The sequence below is a fragment of the Corynebacterium sp. HMSC070E08 genome (assembly GCF_001808895.1).
GTDB lineage: Bacteria > Actinomycetota > Actinomycetes > Mycobacteriales > Mycobacteriaceae > Corynebacterium > Corynebacterium hiratae.
Map to the genome: position 1 here is coordinate 59,293 of NZ_KV794736.1, position 17,345 is coordinate 76,637.

The 17,345-nt window shown below is 58.8% G+C and carries 16 protein-coding genes; all 16 read left to right on the top strand.

Translation table 11 applies throughout. The features are described from left to right. The first annotated feature begins 158 nt into the window (after positions 1-158). The 16 genes from HMPREF2526_RS02675 (at position 159) to tyrS (ending at position 17,026) form a co-directional block, all read left to right on the top strand. On the top strand, positions 159-611 hold the full coding sequence (locus HMPREF2526_RS02675; RefSeq protein WP_070545676.1) for a hypothetical protein: 453 nt from the start codon (positions 159-161) through the stop codon (positions 609-611). A 101-nt stretch (positions 612-712) separates the two neighbouring features. Next, positions 713-1,756: an N-acetyl-gamma-glutamyl-phosphate reductase gene (gene argC / locus HMPREF2526_RS02680; protein ID WP_070545679.1), complete on the top strand. Its 1,044-nt coding sequence runs from the start codon at positions 713-715 to the stop codon at positions 1,754-1,756. A gap of 76 nt (positions 1,757-1,832) precedes the next feature. Further along, positions 1,833-2,990 (top strand): bifunctional glutamate N-acetyltransferase/amino-acid acetyltransferase ArgJ, encoded by a 1,158-nt coding sequence (gene argJ / locus HMPREF2526_RS02685; RefSeq protein WP_070545682.1) that lies wholly within the window; start codon positions 1,833-1,835, stop codon positions 2,988-2,990. 19 nt (positions 2,991-3,009) lie between these two features. Further along, entirely contained in the window at positions 3,010-3,945 is a 936-nt protein-coding gene (gene argB, locus HMPREF2526_RS02690) for an acetylglutamate kinase (RefSeq protein ID WP_070545685.1), read from the top strand. Continuing rightward, positions 3,942-5,120 (top strand): acetylornithine transaminase, encoded by a 1,179-nt coding sequence (locus HMPREF2526_RS02695; RefSeq protein WP_070513296.1) that lies wholly within the window; start codon positions 3,942-3,944, stop codon positions 5,118-5,120. Before argB ends, HMPREF2526_RS02695 begins: the two co-directional genes overlap by 4 nt. Continuing rightward, entirely contained in the window at positions 5,117-6,034 is a 918-nt protein-coding gene (gene argF / locus HMPREF2526_RS02700) for an ornithine carbamoyltransferase (RefSeq protein ID WP_070545688.1), read from the top strand. Before HMPREF2526_RS02695 ends, argF begins: the two co-directional genes overlap by 4 nt. Positions 6,035-6,038: 4 nt before the next feature. After that, entirely contained in the window at positions 6,039-6,524 is a 486-nt protein-coding gene (locus HMPREF2526_RS02705) for an arginine repressor (protein ID WP_046648521.1), read from the top strand. A 76-nt stretch (positions 6,525-6,600) separates the two neighbouring features. Further along, positions 6,601-7,815 carry an argininosuccinate synthase gene (locus HMPREF2526_RS02710; RefSeq protein ID WP_046648520.1) on the top strand — a complete coding sequence of 405 codons (1,215 nt, stop codon included), beginning with the start codon at positions 6,601-6,603 and terminating at the stop codon, positions 7,813-7,815. Positions 7,816-7,847: 32 nt separating this feature from the next. Beyond that, the gene (gene argH, locus HMPREF2526_RS02715) at positions 7,848-9,272 is read left to right on the top strand and encodes an argininosuccinate lyase (protein ID WP_070545691.1); all 1,425 of its coding nucleotides are present in this window, start codon (positions 7,848-7,850) and stop codon (positions 9,270-9,272) included. Between the two features lie 213 nt (positions 9,273-9,485). After that, positions 9,486-11,039, top strand: coding sequence for an amino acid permease (locus tag HMPREF2526_RS02720; protein WP_070545694.1), 1,554 nt, complete (start codon positions 9,486-9,488; stop codon positions 11,037-11,039). A gap of 14 nt (positions 11,040-11,053) precedes the next feature. After that, positions 11,054-12,091 (top strand): ornithine cyclodeaminase, encoded by a 1,038-nt coding sequence (locus HMPREF2526_RS02725; protein ID WP_070545696.1) that lies wholly within the window; start codon positions 11,054-11,056, stop codon positions 12,089-12,091. 91 nt (positions 12,092-12,182) lie between these two features. After that, positions 12,183-13,307 (top strand): hypothetical protein, encoded by a 1,125-nt coding sequence (locus HMPREF2526_RS02730; protein WP_070545699.1) that lies wholly within the window; start codon positions 12,183-12,185, stop codon positions 13,305-13,307. 36 nt (positions 13,308-13,343) lie between these two features. After that, the gene (locus HMPREF2526_RS02735) at positions 13,344-14,909 is read left to right on the top strand and encodes a vWA domain-containing protein (RefSeq protein ID WP_049154614.1); all 1,566 of its coding nucleotides are present in this window, start codon (positions 13,344-13,346) and stop codon (positions 14,907-14,909) included. A gap of 35 nt (positions 14,910-14,944) precedes the next feature. Then, a complete protein-coding gene (locus tag HMPREF2526_RS02740; RefSeq protein WP_046648514.1) occupies positions 14,945-15,538 on the top strand; it encodes a hypothetical protein in 594 nt (197 codons plus the stop codon). Positions 15,539-15,549: 11 nt separating this feature from the next. Next, on the top strand, positions 15,550-15,729 hold the full coding sequence (locus HMPREF2526_RS02745; protein WP_049154615.1) for a Trm112 family protein: 180 nt from the start codon (positions 15,550-15,552) through the stop codon (positions 15,727-15,729). Between the two features lie 37 nt (positions 15,730-15,766). Beyond that, positions 15,767-17,026 carry a tyrosine--tRNA ligase gene (gene tyrS / locus HMPREF2526_RS02750; protein WP_070545702.1) on the top strand — a complete coding sequence of 420 codons (1,260 nt, stop codon included), beginning with the start codon at positions 15,767-15,769 and terminating at the stop codon, positions 17,024-17,026. Positions 17,027-17,345 lie beyond the last annotated feature (319 nt).

The window sequence follows — 17,345 nt, forward strand, 5'->3', positions numbered from 1 at the left end:
GGCTTTTGTTTAGCCGGGTTTGCGCGCGTTGGGGCAGGTGCTGATGTGGGGAGAGATCCCCTAGCGCTGGAAGGGGTGTGCTCTGCCTCATAACCTCAAGGGTGCAGCAAAGGTGCTGAGTTTCCAGACCAAGCCACACCGAAAGGATTGTTCACACCATGCGTCTTTTTTCTCGTCTCACAGCCACCGCCGCCGTTGTCGGCGCACTGACCATCGCCCCACACGCCTCCGCTGACTTGTCCCAAGGTTTCTCCAACGCCGATGGCACCGTCAACTGTGAAGCTTCGAACATCGAAGGAACCTACGTCGCGTGCCTGTCCGAAGGGGCACGGGCCACTAGCCCGCAGTGCAACCCGCCGGGCCGGTTGGCGCCGCGCTTTTTCTACCACGCAGGTCGCTCCAAGGCTGACTGCTTCAACCAGGGGCTGACAACCACGAGCTTCAAGCGCCTGCAGCCCGGCCAGGTTCACCAGTTCAATGAGGTTGTAGCCATCGCGGATGCCCAGGGCGGTATCCACTTCGTCGGCCCGCATGGCTACCTAGGCTATGCAGGAAAGACCGCCGTATCGGGTGCGGAGGGACTGGGGAACGTCTCGTCCCGCGTCATGTAAACCTTCCTGAACCCTACTTTTCCTCACCTGTGCGCCGAGCTCTTCGGCGCATTTTTTCTGAATAACATACGGCGGAATGCATTATTTGCTAGAGTAGCTGCATGACTATTTCAGTAGCAATCGCCGGAGCTACGGGCTATGCAGGTGGCGAAATCCTCCGTCTCTTGCTGTCGCACCCAGCGTACCTCTCCGGGGAGTTGCGCATCGGCGCGCTCACCGGGCACTCCAACGCAGGTCAGCGAGTATCTGAGCTCATGCCGCACCTGCCGCAACTGGCGGACCGCGTCATCGAGGACACCACGCCGGAGATTCTAGCTGGCCATGACATCGTTTTCCTCGGTTTGCCGCACGGGCACTCCGCGGAGATCGGCCGCCAGCTGGGGGAGTCCGTCACGGTGATTGACTGCGCAGCTGACTTCCGCTTGCGTAGCAAGGAAGACTGGGACGCGTTTTATGGTGGTGAGTACGCCGGTGCTTGGCCTTATGGAATCCCGGAGGTTCCCGGCAACCGTGAGCAGCTTAAAGGCAGCAACCGCGTTGCCGTTCCTGGTTGTTTTCCCACCACGATTACCCTGGGTGCGCTGCCGGCCGTGGCGCAGGATCTGATTGAGCCAGATCTGTCGGTGATAGCAATCACCGGGGTGTCCGGGGCAGGCAAGAAGGCCTCCGTGGCACAGCTAGGTGCGGAAACTATGGGCAACCTCAAAGCCTATAAGCCAGGCGGGACACACCGGCATACCCCGGAGGTCCTGCAAAACCTACAGCCTTTTACGCAGCAACCGGTGTCTGTGAGTTTCACTCCGGTGCTGGCGCCGCTGCCGCGTGGCATTCTGGCGACGATTACGGCGCCGTTGAAGGGGGACGTCGACAAGCGCACAGTCGCCGAGGCCTTCCGTGACTTTTATGCTGATGAACCATTCTGCCTCGTCCTGCCTGAGGGCCAACAGCCAGAAACGCAAAACGTGGTGGGCAGCAACATGGTCCATATCCAAGCACACGTGGATGAGCGCGCCCGCCGTCTCGTGATTACCGCGGCTCTGGACAACCTGTGCAAGGGCACCGCCGGCGCTGCTGTCCAGTGCATGAACCTGACTTTGGGATGGGAAGAAACCCTGGGCCTTCCACAGGCAGCAGTTGCCCCTTAAGGGGCACCCCTACTTTCCCAAGCGTTCCGCACCGCCTTCTTCAACTCACTTCCACACGAACTAGGAGAAACTCGACATGATTACCGCCCCTGCAGGATTCCTGGCTGGCGCCACGACAGCCGGAATCAAGCCCTCCGGAAAACCCGACATGGCCCTCGTAGTTAACCAGGGTCCTAATTTCGACGCCGCTGCGGTCTTCACGCGCAACCGCGTGGTGGCCGCACCCGTAAAGCTTTCCCGCGAAGCAGTTGCGGACGGCACTATTCAGGCCGTCATTTATAACTCCGGCAACGCGAATGCCTGCAACGGCGAACAAGGAGACAAGGATGCCGCGGCGATTGTGGAAGCCACCGCTGAGCACACGGGTATCCCCGCCGCTAACATCGCGGCGTGCTCGACGGGACTTATTGGAGAGCTCCTTCCCATGGATAAGGCATTGGCTGGCGTCGAAGTGGTTGCCGGGAATCTTGGCACGGATGCAGCTCACGGTCTGGCCGCGGCGGAGGCCATCATGACCACCGACACCGTAGCTAAAGAAGCACTCATTGAGGCTGAGGGCTGGAGCATGGGTGCGATGGGCAAGGGCGTGGGCATGATGGCGCCGTCACTGGCCACCATGCTGGTGTGCATCACCACCGACGCTGTTGCCTCCTCCGAAGCCTTGCACTCGGCGCTGCAGGCAGCGAGTGATCAGACTTTCAATACGCTCGATGTGGACGGCTCCACATCGACGAATGACACGGTCATTATCATGGCTTCCGGTGCTTCCGGGAAAGAACCTAGCCAGGAGGAGTTGGATGCTGCGGTTCTCGCGGTGTGCGCCGATATCGCGGATCAGCTTCAAGCCGACGCCGAGGGCGTGACCAAGCGCGTGAAGATCATCGTGGAAGGCACCGCTACCGATGAGCAGGCGCTCAACGCCGCGCGCACTTTGGGCCGCGACAACCTCTTCAAGTGCGCCATGTTCGGATCGGACCCGAACTGGGGCCGCGTCCTCGCCGCTGTCGGAATGGCAGATGCCGAGATGGATCCGGACAATATCTCCGTGTTCTTCAATGACCAAGCAGTGTGCGTCGGTTCCACTGGCGCGCCCGGAGCGCGCGACGTTGATCTTTCCGGGGCCGACATTGATGTGCGCGTGGACTTGGGCACCGGGGGAACCGGCACAGCTTTTGTCCGCACCACCGACCTGTCTCATGACTACGTGGAGATTAACTCCGCGTACAGCTCTTAAGAACGCGCGAGGAGGAACAATGCTTCAGGGACTAAGTAATGCTGAACGCGCCACTGTGCTCGCGGAGGCCTTGCCATGGCTGCAGCACTACCGCGAAAAGATTGTGGTCGTGAAGTATGGCGGCAACGCGATGGTGGATGATTCCCTTAAGGCCGCCTTCGCTGCCGATATGGTTTTTCTGCGCACCGTGGGCGCCAAGCCCGTCGTGGTCCATGGCGGTGGGCCGCAGATCAACGACATGCTGGGCAAGCTGGGAATTGAAGGCGAATTCAAGGGCGGTTTCCGTGTGACCACTCCGGAGATCATGGACGTGGTTCGCATGGTCCTTTTCGGTCAGGTGGGGCGTGGCTTGGTCAACCTCATTAATTCACATGGCCCGTATGCCGTGGGTACCTCGGGTGAGGACGCTGGGTTGTTTAAGGCGCGCAAGCGGCTCGTCCAGGTCGATGGTGAGCCGACTGATATCGGCATGGTGGGAGAGATCGTCAGCGTCGATCCCACCGCCGTCATGGACATTATTGAGGCCGGGCGTATCCCGGTTGTGTCTACTATCGCGCCCGGTGATGAAGGCGAGGTGTACAACATCAACGCAGATATCGCGGCCGGGGCTTTGGCGCGAGCGTTGGGCGCCGAGCGCTTGGTGATTCTCACGAATGTGGAGGGCCTGTACACCGATTGGCCGAACCGCGACTCCTTGGTGTCGAAGATCGAGATTGACAAGCTCAGCGCGCTCCTCCCAGGCCTGGATTCCGGAATGATCCCGAAGATGGAGTCCTGCCTCATGGCCGTGGAAGGCGGAGTCAGTGCCGCGCACGTCATCGACGGGCGCATCGCCCACGCCGTGCTGCTGGAGCTGTTGACTATGGGAGGAATCGGCACGATGGTGCTGCCCAATGACTATAACCGCGAGGACTACCCGGAGGGAACGGTCTTCAGGAAGGACGATAACAAGTGACCGCGCAGACCAAGTTGACAGAGCGTTGGGGTCAGGTGCTCAGCAACACCTATGGAACCCCACCCGTTGCCATCGTGTCCGGTAAGGGGGCCACGGTGACCGATGAAGACGGTAAAGACTACATCGACATGCTCGCGGGTATCGCGGTGAATTCGCTAGGCTACGCCCACCCGGCGATCGTCGACGCGGTGAGCGCCCAGGTGGCCGCCGTAGGCCACGTGTCCAATCTTTTTGCCAGCGAGCCCGTGATTGAAGCCGCCGGGAAACTCCTGGACAAGGTGGGAGATTGCGAGGCTCGCGTCTTCTTCTCTAACTCTGGCGCGGAAGCTAATGAGGCGGCCTTTAAACTGGCTCGTCTGACCGGCCGTCGCCGCGTCCTTGCAGCGCACCATGGTTTCCATGGCCGGACAATGGGTTCTTTGGCCATGACTGGGCAGCCCAGCAAACGCAAAGCCTTTGAACCTTTCCCGGGCGGAGTGGAGTTTTATACCTATGGCGACATCGACTACCTGACCGCTTTGGTGGAGCAAGATCCGGAGGACACCGCCTCCATTATCTTGGAGCCCATCCAGGGGGAGACGGGTGTCATCCCGGCACCTGAAGGTTTCCTGACGGCGGTGCGTGAGCTCTGCACCAAGCACGGCATCCTCATGGTCGTGGATGAGGTGCAAACGGGTGTGGGGCGTACCGGTGACTTCTTCGCCTTCCAGCATGAAGGCATCCTCCCGGATGTCATCACCATGGCGAAGGGGCTGGGTGCTGGCATGCCTATCGGTGCCACCATTGCGCGTGGTCAGGCCGCAGACCTTTTCACTCCGGGCTCCCACGGCACGACGTTTGGCGGCAATCCTGTCTCGTGTGCGGCGGCGTCAACGGTGCTGGAGCTTGTCGACGTCCCCTTCCTCGCCGAAGTCACCCGCAAGGGCGAGTGGTTGCGGCAGGAGATTGGTAAATCCCCTGCGGTGCAGTCGGTGAGGGGCCGAGGGCTTATGCTAGGTGTTGTATTAAATAAGTCGGTGGCCAAGGAAGTCGTGGCTGCAGGTTTGCAGCATGGACTAATCCTCAACGCCCCAAGTAGCGAGGTCGTACGCTTGACCCCGCCGCTGGTGATCACCGATGAAGAACTCACCCAGGCGGTGGAACGCCTGCATAAGGTACTGGAGGAAGTTGCATGAGTGTGCGCCATTTCTTGGCCGATGATGACCTCACGCCGCAGGAGCAAGCCGAGGTTCTCGACCTGGCTCTAAGGCTCAAGAAGAATCCCTTCTCCGAGCGCCCATTAGAGGGGCCGAAGTCGGTGGCGGTGCTCTTTGACAAGACGTCGACGCGCACGCGTTTCTCCTTTGAGGCGGGAATTGCTCACCTGGGCGGCCACGCCATCGTGACGGAAACTAAGTCGACGCAGATGGGCAAAGGGGAGACCTACCAGGACACCGCAGCGGTGCTCTCCCGTTTCGTTGAGGCGATCGTGTGGCGCACATATGCGCATCAAAACCTTCTGGACATGGCGGAGACTGCGACGGTACCAATTGTCAACGCCTTGTCCGATGACCTCCATCCCTGCCAGATCTTGGCGGACTTGGTGACCTGCCGTGAGAACTTCGGGGACCTTACTAGACTGAAGGCCGTCTACCTAGGGGATGGCAACAACAACATGGCAAATTCCTACATGCTGGGGTTTGCTACCGCTGGCGTGGAGATGACCATTGTTGCCCCGGAGGGTTTCCAGCCGCAGGCGGAGTTTGTTGAGCGTGCCCGAAAGCGCGGTACGGTGACGGTGACCGATTCCCTTGACGGCGTGGACGGCGCTGATGTTGTCATTACAGACACATGGGTGTCCATGGGCCAGGAGGATGACGGCAAGGACCGCCGCACACCGTTCTTGCCCTATCAGGTGACCGCGGATGTGATGTCCCGCGCTAAGGACGAGGCAATCTTCCTGCACTGTTTGCCGGCCTACCGCGGCAACGAAGTAACTGCTGAGGTAATTGATGGGCCCCAGTCGCGCGTTTTCGACGAGGCAGAAAATCGCCTCCATGCGCAGAAGGCGCTGCTGGTCTGGCTCCTTGCGGCTCAAAAGGAGAACTAAACGAATGACTACGACCCCAACTACACGCAATGCCCGCCAAGCCAAGATCTTGGAGATCTTGGATCGCACCCGGGTCACCAGCCAAGTTCAGCTCTCAGAGCTCCTGCTCGATGAGGGGATTGATATCACGCAGGCTACGTTGTCGCGTGATCTCGATGAGCTGGGAGCCAAGAAGGTCAAGCGCGATGGCGGGCGGTCCTTCTACGTGGTGGGCGGTGAGTTGGAGCAATTCGAAGATCAGCTCAACGGCCCGCGAGAGAAGCTCCGGCGCATGCTTGATGAACTGGTGGTGTCCCATGACTTCTCTGGCAACATCGCCATGCTGCGCACCCCGGCGGGCGCTGCGCAGTACTTGGCCTCCTTCATCGACCGCGTGGGACTTCCAGACGTGGTCGGCTGCATCGCGGGCGATGACACGATCTTCGTCCTCGCGCGCGAAGGGTTGACCGGCCGCGAGCTTGGTGAGAAACTCACCAACCGCAGCATTTAACATTTATACGTAAGTCTGTATAATATAAATAAGTTCGATTTTTTAGCACCTGTTTGTCTTAAAGGAGCCAATAACTATGACTGCACGCGTTGTGCTTGCCTACTCTGGCGGTCTCGATACCTCTGTCGCCATTCCTTACCTGGCCAAGATGACCGGCGGCGAAGTCATCGCCGTCTCTCTTGACCTCGGCCAGGGTGGCGAGGACATGGAGTCCGTGCGCCAGCGCGCCCTCGACTGCGGTGCGGTCGAGTCCATCGTCGTTGATGCCAAGGATGAGTTCGCAGAGGAGTACTGTCTGCCCACCATCAAGGCAAACGGCATGTACATGAAGCAGTACCCGCTGGTATCGGCCATCTCCCGCCCGCTCATTGTCAAGCACCTCGTTGAGGCTGCTCAGACTCACGGCGGCACCCACGTCTCCCACGGTTGCACCGGCAAGGGTAACGATCAGGTGCGCTTTGAGGTCTCTTTCCGCGCGTTGGATCCGGCTCTGGAGATCATCGCCCCGGCGCGTGACTACGCCTGGACCCGAGATAAGGCTATCGCCTTCGCCGAGGAAATTAACCTTCCCATCGAGCAGTCCGCAGCATCCCCGTTCTCCATTGACCAGAACGTCTGGGGCCGCGCGGTAGAGACCGGCTTCCTAGAGGACCTGTGGAACCCGCCGACAAAGGACCTGTACGCCTACACCGAGCAGCCGGACCTGGGCAATGCCCCGGACGAGGTGACCATCACTTTTGACAAGGGTGTTCCCACTGCTATTGACGGCAAGCCGGTGACCGTCCTCCAGGCTATCGAGGAGCTTAACCGCCGCGCTGGTGCCCAGGGCATTGGCCGCCTCGACATGGTGGAGGACCGCTTGGTAGGCATCAAGTCTCGCGAGGTCTACGAGGCCCCTGGTGCCATGGTGCTCATCAAGGCTCACGAGGCGCTGGAAGACGTCACCGTGGAACGCGAGCTGGCCCGTTACAAGCGCCTCACGGACGCTCGCTGGTCCGAGGAGGTCTACGATGGCCTCTGGTTCTCGCCGCTGAAGCGCTCCCTGGATGCTTTCACCGAGTCCACCCAGGAGAACGTCACCGGCGATATCCGCATGGTTCTGCATGCTGGCACCGCCACCGTCAACGGCCGTCGCTCTGGCCAGTCGCTGTACTCCTTCGACCTGGCTACCTACGACACCGGCGATACTTTCGATCAAACCGCGGCCAAGGGCTTTGTCCAGCTGCACGGCCTGTCGACGCAGATCTCCAACCAGCGTGACCGCGACGGCGGTTTCCCCACCGGTAAGTAAACCAGCACAGCCAAGGTCAAGGTAAGGAATCGATGCATAAGACTAACGAGGGTGCGCTGTGGGGTGGCCGCTTTTCGGGCGGCCCCTCCGAGGCGATGTTTGTCCTGTCCGTATCCACCCACTTCGACTGGGTCCTCGCCCCCTATGACGTGCTGGCCTCCAAGGCTCACGCCAAGGTCCTGCACAAGGCCGGATTGCTATCCGACGCTGACTTGGACACCATGCTTAACGGCCTGAGTGAACTAGGGGAGAAGGTCGCTTCTGGTGAATTCACCCCGCTGCCGACGGATGAAGACGTCCACGGTGCGATGGAGCGCGGTCTCATCGACATCGTAGGACCTGAGGTCGGCGGCCGCCTGCGCGCTGGGCGCTCCCGCAATGACCAGGTGGCAACGCTGTTCCGGATGTGGATTCGCGATGCCATTCGCGATATCGCACTTCAGGTCACGGATTTGGTGGAGGCTCTGGCTAGCCAGGCCGAGGCCCACCCGGATGCCATTATGCCGGGCAAGACCCACTCCCAGGCGGCGCAGCCGGTGCTGCTGGCACACGAGCTGCTCGCTCATGCCCAGCCGCTGCTGCGCGATATCGAGCGCCTGCAAGATCTGGATAAGCGCTTGGCGGTGTCCCCTTATGGTTCTGGTGCGCTCGCGGGCTCCTCGCTGCACCTGGATCCGGAGGCGATTGCCGAGGAGCTGGGCTTCGATTCTTCCGCGGAGAACTCGCTAGACGGTACGGCAGCGCGTGACTTCGCCTCCGAGACGGCCTTCGTGCTCACCCAGATCGCGGTGGACATGTCCCGACTGTCGGAAGAGATCATCTACTGGTGCACCCCGGAGTACGGCTACGTCACCCTGGATGATGCCTGGTCGACTGGTTCCTCGATCATGCCGCAGAAGAAGAACCCGGACGTTCCGGAGCTGACCCGCGGTAAGACCGGCCGACTCATCGGTAACCTCACCGGCCTGTTGGCAACGCTCAAGGCGCAGCCTTTGGCCTATAACCGAGACCTGCAGGAGGATAAGGAGCCCATCGTGGACTCGGTGGCGCAGCTGAACCTCTTGCTGCCTGCCATGACTGGGCTGGTGGAAACCCTGACCTTCCATGAAGACCGCATGCGTGAGCTGGCCCCGCGTGGCTTTACTTTGGCCACCGACCTGGCCGAATGGATGGTGCGCCAGGGTGTGCCGTTCCGTGAGGCGCATGAGGCTTCCGGTGCCTGCGTGCAGATCGCGGAGTCTCGCGGTGTGGATCTGGTGGATCTCACGGACGAGGAACTGGCGGGCGTCGACAAGCGCCTGCTTCCGGAAGTTCGTGAGGTGCTGACCATTGATGGGGCAGTGGCATCCCGCTCCACCAAGGGTGGCACCGCTGGCGTTCGCGTGGTGGAGCAGCGCGAAAAGGTTCGCGAGCGCGCTGGCGCCGCGCGGGAGTGGGCCAAAACTTCCCTGCGCTAGTCCGCACAGAGAATGAATAACCGCATGGTCTTTTCAGGCCATGCGGTTCTTTTGTGTGGGGGTAGAAATCAAATCTATTACTACTGGGCATCGATGTGCTGGGTCACACTGTGGGGGTGCCGAAGTGACGGAAGTCTCATTAGGTTGTTATAACGTTTTCTTAGGGAATGTGAAGAAAGGCACGTTCGCAACTTTGAAAGGACTACCTTCCTAATGGCTGATACACTTCGCCCGCCCAACACGGAGTCTCACGAGAAGGAGAAAGCGGTCTATGCTTCGGAAGACCACGGACTTCAGAAGGGGATGGGCAATCGCCAGCTCCAGATGATTGCCATCGGCTCTGCGATCGGTACCGGTTTGTTGCTCGGTACCGGCAGCCGTTTGCAAACCGCTGGACCATTTCTCGCAGTTTTGTATTTGGTCTGCGGTTTCTTCGGTTACATTATCTTGCGCTCGCTCGGCGAACTCATCGTCTACCGCCCAAGTTCGGGTTCTTTCGTGTCCTATGCGCGTGAGTTTTACGGCGAAAAGACTGCCTTCGTTACCGGATGGCTCTACTGGGGCAACTGGGCTGCGACCCTGGTGGCCGACGGCACAGCCGTGGCCATCTACATCAAGTGGTTTGGTCAGTACACCTCCTGGCTCGACGCTGTCCCGCAGTGGTTGCTCGCTCTCGGCGTGGTGTGCAGCATCCTGTTGTTCAACATGTTGTCGGTGAAGATCTTCGGTGAACTGGAGTATTGGTTCTCCATGATCAAGATCATCGCGCTGTTGATTTTCATGGTCGTGGCTATCGGCGTGGTGATTATGGGTCACCCGAATGGTGACCCGACGGGCTTTAGCCTGATATCCGATGCCGGTGGCTGGCTGCCCAATGGCCTGCTTCCCGCCGTCATCGTCATCCAGGGTGTGGTCTTCGCCTACGCCGGTATCGAGCTGGTGGGCACCACCTCCGGTGAGACCAAGGACGTGGAGAAGCACATCCCACGCGCGGTCAACAGCGTCCTGTTCCGCATCGTGGTCTTCTACTTCGGTAGTGTGCTGCTGCTGACCCTGGTGCTGCCGTACACCAGCTACGTTGCGGAAGTATCGCCGTTCGTGACCTTCTTCGAATCCCTCGGCGCTGGTTATGCCGCACCGATCTTCCAGCTGGTTGTCATCACCGCGGCAATTTCCTCGCTGAACGCCGGACTGTATTCGACGGGCCGCATCATGTACAACATGTCTACTGCCGGCTCCGGGCCGAAGTTCGGCGCGCGCATGTCCAAGTCCGGTGTGCCCTATGGTGGCATCGTGATGGCCGCCTTCGTCGGCCTTGCCGGTGTGTTCCTCAACTATGTTGTGCCTGAAATGGCCTTCGAAATCGTGCTGAACTTGGCGGCGCTGGGAACACTGGCGTCGTGGGCTGCAGTGGCCTTGTCACACATCAAGTTCGTGCAGCTGGCCAAGAAGGGGCGCTATACCCGCCCGAACTACCGCTCGCCATTCGGCCAAGCTGGTGACTGGTCCGTTCTCGCTTTCATCGGCGTGGTCATCATCCTCATGGCTTTCGATTACCCCATCGGAACCTTCGCTTTGGCCTCAACGCTACTTCTCATCCCAGTGTTTGCGGCAATGTGGTTTGCCTGGCGTGAGCGAATCTACGCGATTGCGGCGGAGAGGAAGGCCAAGCACCTGCCGACCTCGCGCTTCCCGGCCGCACCGCAAACGGACCTTCACCCCAGGAACCGAAACACACCGCACAGCAAGAACCAAGACAAGAACTAAGAATGGAGACTTTGATGAAGCCTGTAGTTAAGTTTGTTGATGTAGAGAATATGGCGCGCTGGATTCAGCGCGAAGGCGTCGAGAACATCATCACCGGGATGGTGGACTACCTTGAAGCCGACTACCGCGAATGGGAGCGCTTCGACAAGGTTGCGCGCGTTGCCTCCCACACCCCCTTTGGTGTTATCGAGCTCATGCCGACCTCCAATGGCAAGGAGTACTCCTTCAAATACGTTAACGGTCACCCTTCCAACCCCGCCCGCGGTTTTCAGACGGTTACTGCCTTCGGCGTGTTGGCGGACGTTGACAATGGATACCCCACCTTCGAAGCTGAAATGACGCTGCTTACTGCACTACGCACGGCCGCGACCTCCGCCATGGTGGCCAAGTACCTGGCCCGGAAGGATTCTAAGCGCATGGCCATGGTGGGTGCCGGCTCCCAGTCCGAGTTCCAGGCCCTTGCCTTCCGTGGAGTGATGGGAATCGATGACATTGCCATCTACGATATTGACCCTGAGGCCGTAGAGAAATTCCGACGCAATCTGGAACCGCTGGGTTTCAACATTACGGCCGCCTCGAGCGTTGACGAGGTAGTTGTGGGCGCGGATATCATTACCACCTGCACCGCGGACAAGGCTCAAAACCAGATTCTGGCCGAGCGCCACGTTGCACCGGGCGTGCACCTCAATGCCGTCGGTGGTGATTGCCCGGGCAAGACCGAGCTCGAAAGCTCCATCCTGGATAAATCCAAGGTCTTTGTTGAATTCCCAGAGCAGACACGCGTCGAAGGAGAGATTCAGCAGAAGCCGGAGGACTTCCCGGTTGTCGAGTTCTATCAGGTACTCACCGGCCAGGCCACCGGGCGCGATAATGATGAGCAGATTACGCTCTTCGATGATGTCGGATTTGCCATCAATGATTTTTCTGCACTGCGCTACCTGCGTGATTCCGTCAAGGGTACAGATTTGGAATCCGAAATCGACATCATCGCGAACCCCGACGACCCGAAGGACCTTTTCTCGTTGGTCGCGAACGTACCTTCTCTTCTTTAACCAGAGCGCACGGAAAGGGGGGGAGCCTGTTTCTCCCCTTACCCCGCCGCGAATCCAGCGGTGAGAAGAAAATCACTTTATGATTTAGAACATGAGCAGCTCATCATCGAAGAAGCGCACCAAGTCCTTCGTGATCGCCGCGGTTTTCCTTGCGCTCGCTGTGGTATCCGTCGTGATAGGTCGCGGAGGTAGCTCCCTTCCGAGCTTTGGCTTTTCGACAACTACGCACCACGTTAAGGGCGCCATTAGCCCAGAGCTGGAGGCTGTTTTTAAGGACCCGGCCACAACGAAGGCGATGGAAAAGCACGATATCGAGCTCGAGCTCGATGTCCTACCGGCACGGGACTTCGTTGAGGGAAGCAGTAGCTTGGACAAAGATTATGACTTTGTGCTCGCGGATCCTAACGGCGCTACATGGACCTCCGATGTGCGCGATGCCCATCCGGAACTAGCCGGAAGGGATGACCTATCCCCGATGTTTTTTGGTAAGCCGCTTTTGGTGCTGGTGCATAGCGAGCTTGTCGAGGACATGAGGGACCACGATTTGGTTTCGGGATACGACAATCAGGCAGCGCTGAATATAGAGACGCTGGTGGAGATGTCCCAGAAAGACACTCGTTGGCGGGACATCAGCCCGTCCTTCGGCTCGCCGCGCGTGGTGGATGTGGCGGTGCCACAGGTGGACCAGTCCTTTGCCGCACTGCGCTATGCCCGGGTCGTACACACCGCGGCCGCGAATTATGCGGAAAAGGAACTGGGCAGCGGTAGCAAGGAGAAGATCAACGCGCAGGCGGATGACATCATGCGCCGCCTCGTTGCTGATCAGGGGTATGGCGAAACCACCGATCAGGGCATCCTCGATGCTTTCCTCCGTGTGGATAAGGGCGAAATGCCTATGGTATTGACCACCGCGGAGCAGTACGTGTATCTAGAACGTGCGGGCAAGGATCTATCCGGCTATACGCTGTTGGCGTTGAAACCGGCGACGAAACTAAGCAGCATCGTCCTTCCACGTACTGACGAGGGCGCATTGTTCGTCACAGCAATGAATGACGCAATCCCAGCAGTCGCGGAGAACCTTGGCTTGGGCTCGGAGAATTCGGACTTCATTGCCGATATTGAGCCTTCAGATAACTACCAGATCCCGGTGGATGGTGGCGATACCACCCCACTGCGGTGGGCGGATTATGAAGAGATTTTGCGAGTGGTTGGCTAAGGCCCCGCAAGGAAAGCATCAGGAAGGTACAAGGGAATGTTTCGGTCTTTAAAAGTCCTGCTCGTCATGCTGAGCGCCATGGCGCTGACGGCTTGTTCGGCAGGTGACTTGTTCGATGATGTGGATATGCCGGGTTCCGGCTCGTCCTTCAGCGGTGGCCTCAACATTGTGGCGGCCACGGAGCTTAAGCCTCTGGAGCCGGTGCTTGACGACGCCTCCCAGGACCTCGGCTTCGATATCACCATGACCACCGAGGATGGGACGCTGGCGAATTCCCGCAGCCTGAAACAAGGCGGTTTCGACGGATCCTATGATGCCACGTGGTTTGCCACCAATCGTTATGCGCGCATCATTGGTGCCGATGAGAAGCTGCGCAAAGAACACAGTGTGGCGCGATCCCCCGTGGTACTCGGTGTGCAGCCTTCCGTGGCTAAGGAAAAGGGCTGGACCACGAAGCAACCAACGTGGCAGGAGATTGCTGACTCGGGGATTACCTTCGGTATGACCGATCCTTCGACCTCAAACTCGGGCTTCTCCGCGCTATCGGCTGCGACCACTGCTTTCGCGGACACCGGGCGCGCGCTTACGGAGAAGGATATCCGCCAGGCCACGGGCAAGGTCCAGAAACTCTTCAGTAACCAGACTTTAACGTCGGGATCGTCGGGTTGGCTGGCTGATAGGTTCCGCGAGCATCCGGAGCAGGCCGACGCCATCCTTAATTATGAATCAGTGCTGTACCAGCTCAAGGATGAGGGCGTCGATCTTGAGGTGGTCATCCCCTCCGATGGCGTGATTTCGGCGGACTACCCTTTGTCGGCTCTCGCCAGCTCCCCAGACCAGGAGGCTGAAGGTAAGGTGCAGGCACTTGCCGAGTGGTTTGCTGAACACCCAGAGAAGCTGAGGAGCTACCACCTGCGTGTGGACGATTCTGACATGCCCGGGACCATCTTCGAGCTGCCGTACCCGGCCAATGAACAAACCGTAAGCGCACTGGAGGATGCCTTTGCTCACGAGCTGCGTAACCCTGGCAACACGGCGCTGGTCTTGGATACCTCGGGCTCCATGGAGGGCGAGCGCATTGATTTGCTCAAGAATAGTCTGCGCCCGCTAATCGACGGCTCAGCTGACGGCTCTCCAGACGGTGAAGGTCAGGTAGCCTTCCGTAACCGTGAGCAGATCAAGCTCATCCCATATTCTTCTGAGCCGCAGCAGCCGACTCGCGCGCGAGTCGATTTGCAGAACCCGGCAACCACAAAAGAGCTTGCTGATCGCGTAGATCGACTCGTGGCGGATGGCGATACGGCGACGTTCGAGGCTGTGCTCAATGCCTTCAACGAGGTAGACACCAGCAGCGGCGAGATTGGGACCGTGGTGCTCATGACTGATGGCGAAGTGACGCGTGGGCGTACTTTTGCACAATTTAAGGAGGCCTATGAGCAGCTTCCCCCAGAGAAAAAGGAGATCCCGGTCTTTGTCATCTTGTATGGTGAAGCCAACATTCAAGAGATGGAGGAGCTTGCTCAGCTCACGGGCGGCAAGACATTCGATGCGCTCAACGGTGACCTCGCCGCGGCCTTCGAGGAAATCCGCGCTTACCAGTAAAAATCTCCACCTATCCCCAGGAGGACCTACACCTTATGAACACACTGAACTCGCGGAAGATCGTCGTCGGCGTTGCGGTAACGGCGCTCGTTATCGTCCTTCACGTGTTGACTGGTGGCGGTTTAGGTTTCTTGTGGCCACTGGTCGCGGTCTGCACAGGTGCGGCTGCGGGATTCGTGACGCCGCCAAAGCAGGAGAAAGCTATTGAGGCCCCCACCTCGGGTGCAGGTCAACTGATTAGCTCATTGGAGGGCGTCCGATACAACCTGAAGCAGTCCAAAGTGCCCGGACCTGTTAAGAAAGCGTGGGACTCGTTCGATGACTCGGCCGTGTGGGTCCTAGACAATTGGCACCGCCTCGACGATGCCCCACACCAGCAAGCCCTCGTGCGGGACATGATTGAAGAACACTCTAAGGAGCTGGTGAATTCTTACCTCGACGTCACGGACTTGAAGAATCCAGTGGCTGTCGAGGAAATGAGCGAATCGCTGGGGATCCTAGGCCGAGAGATGGGCGAGATTCGAGACGCCATTGCCCAAAACTCAGTACGCAACCTGCGCAACCATTCCATGGCTCTCAAACTCGAATACGGCGGGACCCTTCCATCCATCGAATCCAAGGAGGTGTAGGGTTAGCGGTTATGAGTCTCGATTCGAAGCTGCTCGACATCTTGGTATGTCCGCAGGATAAAGGTCCGCTGAACTATCTGGCCGAAGAACAGGTTTTGGTCAACGAACGCCTCGGCGTGGCCTATCCCATTGAGAACGACATTCCCGTCATGCTGGTAGACCACGCAGTACCGTGGCCACCCCAGAACTAATTCTCACAGCACCGAATCGACTTTCCAAGGAGCATTCATGAACATCATCGATGAGCTGCAGTGGCGCGGCCTCATTAACCAGTCCACCGACCTTGACGCACTGCGCGAGGCTTGCGAAGAGCCCATTACCCTGTACTGCGGTTTTGATCCAACCGGTGACTCCCTCCATGCTGGTCACCTCGTTCCGATGATTATGCTGCGCCGCTTCCAAAAAGCTGGCCACCACCCGATTGCTTTGGCCGGTGGCGCAACGGGCCAAATCGGTGACCCACGCGACGTAGGGGAGCGCACCATGCTGTCGCAGGAGACCATCAACGAGAACATGGTGGCTATCAAGAAGCAGCTGCGCCAGTTTATTGACTTTGAGGGCGAGAACGCAGCCACCATGGTCAACAATGCTGACTGGACCTCGCAGATGACCGTCATTGATTTCCTGCGTGATGTCGGCAAGAACTTCTCGCTGAATACCATGTTGGACCGTGATACCGTCAAGCGCCGCTTGGAGTCCGACGGTATTTCCTACACCGAGTTCTCCTACATGCTCCTCCAGTCCAATGACTACGTTCACCTCCACGAGGAGTACGGCTGCGTCCTGCAGATTGGCGGTGGCGATCAGTGGGGCAACATCGTGTCTGGCGTCGACCTCAATCGCCGCGTCAAGGGCGTCAAGGTTCACGGACTCACCGTCCCGTTGGTGACGGATGCCCAGGGGCAAAAGTTTGGCAAGTCTACCGGCGGCGGAAAGCTCTGGCTCGATCCGGAAAAGACGTCGCCTTACTCGTGGTACCAGTACTTCCTCAATGCCGGTGACTCCGTGGTTATTGACTACCTCCGGTGGTTTACCTTCCTGTCGAAGGAAGAGATCGCTGAATACGAGGAGAAGGTTGCTAATGAACCTTTCCGTCGCGAGGCACAACGCCGTCTCGCCCAGGAGATGACCACACTGGTCCACGGCGCGGAAGCCACCAAGGCTGTCGAGCTTGCTGCTCAAGCGCTGTTCGGTAAAGCAGAGCTTGCTGACCTTGATGAGCAGACGCTGGCGGGTGCGCTTTCTGAAACCACCGTGGCCGAGGTAGCTGCCGGTGAACCGCGCTCCATCGTTGATCTGTTGGTTGCTTCTGGTCTGGCAGATTCCAAGGGCGCGGCTCGACGCACCATCAAGGAAGGTGGCGCCTACGTCAATAACCAGCGTATTGAAGCCGATGACTGGGAGCCGGCGGACGAAGACTTGCTTCACGGTAAGTGGCTGGTGCTTCGTCGCGGTAAGAAGAACTTTGCCGGTGCCAAGCTGAACTAATTAGAGCTCTCGACTTCGCTAGATGACTGCATGCGAATCCCGTCGCCTTGTGCGGCGGGATTCGTCGTTTCTGGGACAGAGTATCTGCACCGGCCGCCGAAGGTTAAGGAAAGTGCTGTTAACCAGGCGATTTGTTGAAGCTTGGGGCTGTGCGTATATTTATCGAAGTCGCCGCGAGACGCTGGTGACACGGAGATTAACTCCTAGTTGACAAGGGATAAACTTGTTAGCTAGAGTATGAACTCCAGCCGCTCAGAGCAGAGAATAGATGAATTCGATGTGACGGGTGTGCGGATGATGTTTGAGAACTCAATAGTGT